This window comes from Aeromonas genomosp. paramedia, from assembly GCF_023093515.1.
GTDB lineage: Bacteria > Pseudomonadota > Gammaproteobacteria > Enterobacterales > Aeromonadaceae > Aeromonas.
In genome coordinates this window covers 144,455-151,311 of record NZ_JAAROG010000031.1, presented here as the reverse complement: position 1 = coordinate 151,311, position 6,857 = coordinate 144,455, and the positions used below count along the sequence as shown (strand labels likewise).

At 63.6% G+C, this 6,857-nt stretch carries 7 protein-coding genes; 6 read left to right on the top strand and 1 reads right to left on the bottom strand.

The window, feature by feature from the left end:
- The first annotated feature begins 370 nt into the window (after window positions 1-370).
- The 6 genes from HB860_RS21320 (at window position 371) to cbl (ending at window position 6,150) form a co-directional block, all read left to right on the top strand.
- Complete coding sequence (locus tag HB860_RS21320) at window positions 371-1,372, top strand: sulfate ABC transporter substrate-binding protein (protein WP_202047809.1); 1,002 nt, start codon at window positions 371-373, stop codon at window positions 1,370-1,372.
- A gap of 39 nt (window positions 1,373-1,411) precedes the next feature.
- Window positions 1,412-1,987 carry an RBBP9/YdeN family alpha/beta hydrolase gene (locus HB860_RS21315; RefSeq protein ID WP_247627883.1) on the top strand — a complete coding sequence of 192 codons (576 nt, stop codon included), beginning with the start codon at window positions 1,412-1,414 and terminating at the stop codon, window positions 1,985-1,987.
- A 279-nt stretch (window positions 1,988-2,266) separates the two neighbouring features.
- Window positions 2,267-3,106, top strand: a complete 840-nt coding sequence (gene cysT / locus HB860_RS21310) for a sulfate ABC transporter permease subunit CysT (RefSeq protein ID WP_043133412.1) — start codon at window positions 2,267-2,269, stop codon at window positions 3,104-3,106.
- Window positions 3,103-3,996, top strand: coding sequence for a sulfate ABC transporter permease subunit CysW (gene cysW, locus HB860_RS21305; RefSeq protein ID WP_247627882.1), 894 nt, complete (start codon window positions 3,103-3,105; stop codon window positions 3,994-3,996). Before cysT ends, cysW begins: the two co-directional genes overlap by 4 nt.
- 22 nt (window positions 3,997-4,018) lie before the next feature.
- On the top strand, window positions 4,019-5,086 hold the full coding sequence (locus HB860_RS21300) for a sulfate/molybdate ABC transporter ATP-binding protein (RefSeq protein ID WP_005332405.1): 1,068 nt from the start codon (window positions 4,019-4,021) through the stop codon (window positions 5,084-5,086).
- 116 nt (window positions 5,087-5,202) lie between these two features.
- Complete coding sequence (cbl, locus tag HB860_RS21295) at window positions 5,203-6,150, top strand: HTH-type transcriptional regulator Cbl (protein ID WP_247627881.1); 948 nt, start codon at window positions 5,203-5,205, stop codon at window positions 6,148-6,150.
- A gap of 90 nt (window positions 6,151-6,240) precedes the next feature.
- Here the strand turns inward: cbl and HB860_RS21290 are convergent, their stop codons facing one another.
- Window positions 6,241-6,771: a cytochrome b gene (locus HB860_RS21290; protein WP_247627880.1), complete on the bottom strand. Its 531-nt coding sequence runs from the start codon at window positions 6,769-6,771 to the stop codon at window positions 6,241-6,243.
- Window positions 6,772-6,857 lie beyond the last annotated feature (86 nt).

Genomic DNA, 6,857 nt, shown 5'->3' with positions numbered 1-6,857 from the left:
GCGGTAGTTCAGTCGGTTAGAATACCGGCCTGTCACGCCGGGGGTCGCGGGTTCGAGTCCCGTCCGCTCCGCCACTAATTTGAAAGGCCTTTCCTCACGGGAAGGCCTTTTTGCTATGTGCTTTCAGCACGCGAGTCAGCAAGCCCAGTCAACAGACTGGGCTTTTTCGTGCCTGCGATCTGACGGTGATGAGGGGCGAGTTGGGCGAGTTGGGCGAGCAGGGGCATAGAGGGGGTTGAGCGAGGCTGTTAACGTGGGTTGGTGGTTGATCTAATATGCGTAAAAGAGATAAGCAAAGCGCTTTTTCTTTCTTCCAGATATATGTGGAAGGCGGCATTCTGTACTCAACCCAACGATATGGAGTATCACCATGAAATTGCGAATGACCGCCCTGACCCTGCTCTCTCTGCTGGCACTCGGCCAGGCCAATGCGGCCGAGGTGCGTCTGCTCAACGTCTCTTATGACCCGACCCGCGAGCTGTTCCAGGAATACAACAGCGCCTTTGCCAAGGAGTGGAAGGCCAAGACGGGTGATGATGTGGTGGTGAGCCAGTCACACGGTGGCTCCGGCAAGCAGGCCCGTGCCGTGGTGGACGGCCTGGAGGCGGACGTGGTCTCCCTGGCGCTGGCCTATGATGTCGATGCCGTGGCCAAGGCGGGTCTTACTGCCAGCGATTGGGAGGGGCGCCTTGCCAACAATGCGTCTCCCTATACCTCCACCATCGTCTTCCTGGTGCGCAAGGGCAACCCCAAGCAGATCAAGGACTGGGGCGATCTGGTTCGCAAGGATGTCGCCATCGTGACCCCGAACCCCAAGACCTCCGGCGGTGCGCGCTGGAATTACCTGGCTGCCTGGGGCTATGCCCTGAAGAAGAGCGGCACTGAAGAGGGAGCCAAACAGTTTGTCGGCGATCTGTTCAAGAACGTGAAGGTGCTGGATTCCGGCGCCCGGGGCGCCACCACCAGCTTCATCGAGCGGGGCCTCGGCGACGTCTTGCTGGCCTGGGAGAACGAGGCCCTGCTGGTGCTGAATCAGCCGGGGACCAGCGACAAGTTCGAGCTCGTGGTGCCCTCGGTCTCCATCCTTGCCGAACCCCCGGTTGCCGTGGTGGACAAGGTAGCCAAGAAGCACGGCACCGAAGCGGTCGCCAAGGGCTATCTTGACTACCTCTATTCCGACGAGGGGCAGCGGATCATCGCCAAGTACCATTATCGCCCGAGCAACCCGGCAATCCTCAAGGAGACATCGGCCCAGTTCCCGCAGCTGGCGCTCTTTACCGTCAAGGATCTGGAAGGGGATTGGGACAAGGCACAGAAGAAACACTTCGCCCAGGGCGGGCTGTTCGACCAGATTTACCAACCGGGCCGCTAACGGTGACGGGTCCCTGTGACAACAGATAGGAGCACCATGATGAACAAGATCCTTCTGGTTCCCGGTCTGCACAACAGTGGGCCGGATCACTGGCAGAGTCGCTGGCACCAGCAATTTCCCCAGTGGCAGCGGATGCTGGGTCTGCCCTGGGACAAGCCGGACCTCACGGTCTGGAGCGCCAAGCTGGCGAGCAAGCTCAGAAGCCGCCGCAGCCGGGTCCACCTGGTGGCCCACTCCTTCGGTGCTTTGACGGCGATTGCCGCCGCCCGGCTGCAACCGGACAAGGTCTCCTCCATCCTGATAGTGGCACCTGCGGATCCGGCCCGCTTCGGCATCCCGGACGAGGCGCTGGCTGGCTCCATCAAGGTGTCCGCCCAGCTTGTCGCCAGCCGCAACGATCCCTGGATGAGCTTCGAACGTGCCGAGTATTGGAGTCGCCAGTGGCAGGTGCCGCTGTTCGATGCCGGCGAGGTGGGCCACATCAATGCCCAGTCCGGTCACGGGGAGTGGCGTCAGGGGCTCAACCTGCTGAACACCCTTCATCACAGGGCCGAGATGGTGGTGGATCCCGCCTCGACCGAATGGGGCAGGCGGGCGGCCCTCAGCTTCCGCTGACCCGCTGCCCATATGACAAGGAGAGTTCCCGCAAGATATCAGACAGGCTCGCCACCCTGATCCCATAGTGACTGTCTCCACAGTGCAGGTTTCACCGCTCCGTTTGTTAGGTCTTTTATTTATATAAAAGACCTTTTTTTCTATTTATCGCTCTAAAGGCCCTGGTTTGCCGTTGTTAGATAAAAAAGTGCTTAGCAAAGGCGTTATTGGTGTTTGTTGTCACTGGCGGTCGTGAGCAGAATCAGCGTATCGAAAGTTTTTATAACAAACGGATGTGTTATGCGATTAAGTTCTTATTCCGTCCTCCCTGGTCTGGGACCGACCCTGGGCTTCAGTCTGCTCTACCTGAGCATACTGGTGCTGTTGCCCCTCTCGGCACTGGTGTTGTTCGCGGTCAACAACCTGACGGCCGCCGAGTTCTGGCAGGTGATAGGTTCCCCCCGGGTGCTCGCCTCCTTTCGCCTCAGCTTCGGGGCCGCCTTTGTCGCCGCCCTGCTCAACAGCCTGTTCGGGCTGATCCTGGCCTGGGTACTGGTGCGTTACAGCTTTCCCGGACGCCGCCTGGTGGATGCGCTCATCGACCTGCCGTTCGCCATGCCGACCGCCGTTTCCGGCATTGCCCTGTGCGCCATCTTCGCCCCCAACGGCTGGATAGGTCAGTGGGTTGCCCCCTTTGGCATCGAGCTCGCCTACAACCCCATAGGGGTGGTGATCGCCCTCACCTTCATCGGGTTGCCCTTCGTGGTGCGCACCCTGCAGCCCGTGCTGCGAGAGGCGGAGACCGAACAGGAGGAGGCCGCCGCCAGCCTGGGCGCCAATCGCTGGCAGACTTTCGCGCGAGTGTTGTGGCCGACCCTGATCCCGGCGCTGCTCACCGGCTTCGCCCTGGCGTTTGCCCGCGGGGTAGGGGAGTACGGCTCCGTCATCTTTATCGCCGGAAATTTGCCGATGGTGTCGGAAATCGCGCCGCTGATGATCATGAGCCACCTGGAGGAGTATGACTACGCCGGGGCCTCGGCCATCGCCTCCGTCATGCTGCTGATCTCGTTTGTTTTGCTGTTGATCATCAACAAGTTGCAGGCCTGGAGCTGGGCACGCATCGGAGGAAGCCGGATATGAACGCATCCAACGCCAGCCTGGATCTGGCCCTCGATGGGGCGCCTGCCACTCAGGTACGCCAGCCTGCCGTGACCCGTGAGCCCGCCTGGGTGAAGTGGCTGCTGATCAGCATCGGGCTGGGCTGGTTCGCCGCCCTGCTGTTGCTGCCGCTGGCCACCGTCTTTATCCAGGCCCTGAGCCCGGGCCTAGCCTTCTTCTGGCATGCCATCAGCGAGCCGGATGCCCTGAGCGCCCTCGGCCTGACCGCCCTGGTGACCCTCTGCTCCGTGCCCCTCAACCTGCTGTTCGGGCTGGCGGCCGCCTGGGCCATCGCCCGCTTCCGCTTCCCGGGCCGGCAACTGCTCATCACCCTCATCGATCTGCCGTTCTCGGTCTCGCCCGTGATAGCGGGCCTGATGTTCGTGCTGATGTTTGGCAGCCGAGGCTGGTTCGGCGACTGGCTGAGCGAGCACGACATCAAGATCATCTTCGCCACCCCGGGGATCATATTGGCGACCACCTTCATTACCGTGCCCTTCGTGGTGCGCGAGCTGCTGCCCCAGATGGAGGCCCGTGGTCCGGAAGAGGAGGAAGCCGCCATCATGCTGGGGGCGAGCGGCCTGCAGATGTTCTGGCGGGTCACCCTGCCCGGCATCCGCTGGAGCCTGATGTACGGCCTGCTGCTCTGTACCGCCCGGGCGGTGGGGGAGTTCGGCGCCGTCTCCGTGGTCTCCGGCCACATTCGCGGCCAGACCAACACCCTGCCGCTGCACATCGAGATCCTCTACAACGAGTACCAGACCGGCGCCGCCTTCGCGGTGGCGAGCCTGCTGGCCCTGTTCGGGATCTTCACCCTGCTGGGGGAGACCCTGCTGGCCCGGCTGCGCGCTCAGCCCACTCACTCTCACTGATCACCGAATTCAAGAGGCTGCCATGAGCATTCAGGTTCAACGACTCAACAAGCATTTCAATCAGTACGCGGCCTTGGCCGACATCAACCTCGATTTTCACGACGGCGAGCTGGTCGCCCTGCTCGGCCCCTCCGGTTGTGGCAAGACCACGCTGCTGCGGATCATCGCCGGGCTGGAGCAGGCCGACTCTGGCAACGTCATCATCCGCGGCGAGGATGCCTCGGATCTCCACGTGCGCGAGCGCAACGTCGGCTTTGTGTTCCAGCACTATGCCCTGTTCAGGCACATGACGGTGTTCGAGAACGTGGCGTTTGGCTTGCGGGTCAAGCCGCGTTCCGATCGGCCGAATGAAGCCAGCATCCGCGCCCGGGTCAAGGAGCTGCTGGATCTGGTGCAGCTCAGCCACGTGGCCGAGCGCTATCCGACCCAGCTCTCCGGTGGTCAGCGCCAGCGGGTCGCCCTGGCCCGCGCCCTGGCGGTGCAGCCCAAGGTGCTGCTGCTGGACGAGCCGTTCGGTGCCCTCGACGCCCAGGTGCGCAAGGAGCTGCGCCGCTGGCTGCGGGAGCTGCACGACGAGCTGCACGTCACCAGCCTGTTCGTGACCCACGATCAGGAGGAGGCGCTGGAGGTGGCGGACAGGGTGGTGCTGATGAACGCAGGGCGGGTCGAGCAGATCGGCACCCCGGCCGAGGTCTATGACCAGCCCGCCACCGCCTTCGTGCACAGCTTCCTCGGCAGCGTGAACCTGTTTCGCGGCCGGGTGGCCGGGCAGGGGCTTGGCATAGGTGAGCAGCAGCTGGGCGGCCCCATCAGCTCCCAGCTGGCACAGGGCAGTGCGGCCATCGCCTATGTGCGCCCCCACGAGCTGGAGATACTGCCGGCGGATGCACCGGGTGGCATCAGCGCCACCATCACCCGTCTGCTGCCCATGGGGCCGCGGATCCGGGTGGAGTTGCGCGGGGATGGCGAGACGAGGGGGGCCCACTACGAGGCCGAGCTGAGCAAGGAGGCCGCCCGTGCCTTCGCCCCCGGCCAGGGGGTGCGTCTGGTGGCCCGACATGCGCAGCTCTATCCCGACTACCAGATTTGAGGGCGAGCGCCCAAGACGAGACTCTTTTCAGGCTTGCAGCCGGACTCTGATCCGGCCATCCAATAACAAGAGGACGGTGGCCCGAGCTACCGCCACTCAGCGCAGGAGGCGATGAGGTGAATTTTCAGCAATTACGCATTATCCGGGAAGCGGCGCGGCGGGATTACAACCTGACCGAGGTGGCCAATGCCCTCTTTACCTCCCAGTCTGGGGTCAGCCGCCATATCCGCGAGCTGGAGGAGGAGCTGGGGCTCGCGCTCTTCATCCGTTACGGCAAGCGGCTGCTCGGCATGACGGAGCCGGGCAAGGAGCTGCTGGTGATCGCCGAGCGCATCCTGGGGGACGCCGACAATATCCGCAAACTGGCCAGCACCTTGGCCAACCGGGATTCGGGGCGGCTGCTGGTAGCGACCACTCACACCCAGGCGCGCTATGCCCTGCCCCGTGTGGTGAAGGCGTTTCGCGAGCAGTTCCCCCTGGTGCAGCTGGAGCTGCGCCAGGGCAGCCCGGAGGAGATAGTGCGGCTGGTGCAGACCGGCGAGGTGGACATCGGCATCAGCAGCGAGCAGCTCGACAAGAGCGAAGGGGTGGTCGCGTTTCCCTACTACCGCTGGCACCACAACATAGTGGTGCCGGAGCAGCACCCCCTCACCGCCGAGCGGGAGCTCACCCTGGCGGCCCTGGCCCACTGGCCCATAGTGACCTATCAGGCGGGCCTGACGGGGCGGGTGCGGGTGGATGAGGCCTTCGCCGAGGCGGGGATACATCCGCAGATCCTGCTGACCGCCCAGGACTCCGACGTCATCAAGACCTATGTCGAGCTGGAGATGGGGGTGGGCATACTGGCGGACATGGCGTTCGATCCCCAGCGGGACAAGGGGCTGGTGCAGCTCGACGGCAGCCGGCTGTTTGCGCCGCACACCGCCTGGATCGGCCTCAAGCAGGGGCAGTTCCAGCACAACTTCACCTGGCAGTTCATCCAGCTCTGCAACCCCGAGCTGGCGCTGGCGGAGATCCAGGCCAGGGCGATGAGCAACGAGCCCCTGCTCGATTACCAGATCTGAATGGGGCGCATGGTCTGAAAAAGCAGGGAGCCCTTGGCTCCCTGCTTGCTTAATCGAGGCTTCAGCCTGACCCAGGGCCTCGCTCATTGGCTAGCGCCCGCTCTGGGGACCCAGCATGCGATACAGGGTGCGATCCCCCTTGATCCTGTGATGGTAGAGGGCGGCGGCCACGTGCAGCAGGACCAGCGCAGCCAGCGCCAGGCAGCCGAGGCGATGGACGCCAAAGAAGAAGGCGTTGATCTCCGGTGAGCCGATCGGGTTGGCGACCGGGTAGAGCCAGAACAGGGAGTAGCCCTGCTCCAGCATCAGGAAGCCGCTCAGCAGCACCACAAACATCAGGCCGTAGAGCAGGGCGTGCGCCAGCCTGGCGGCGGGATGGTGAGGCTGGGTCTGATCTTCGGGCAGGCGCGCGCGCCAGTGCCGCCAGCCCCAGCGCAGCAGGAAGAGCGGGGTGATCAGGGTCGCCATCGACATGTTCAACACCGACAGAAACTGAAACAGCCTGGGGTGGCTGTCGATCACCAGGTGCATCAGGTAGCCCGCCAGGGTGGCGTAGAGGATGACGGCGGCCATCAGCCAGTGCAGCAGGCGGCTCAGGGGGTCATAGTAGTCTTTCGTCATGGGATTTTTCCGACTGGGGCCCAGGGTGCAGAGAGGCACCGGGAGCCCGGATGACAGGCACAAAAAAGAGGCCGCTCGGGCCTCTT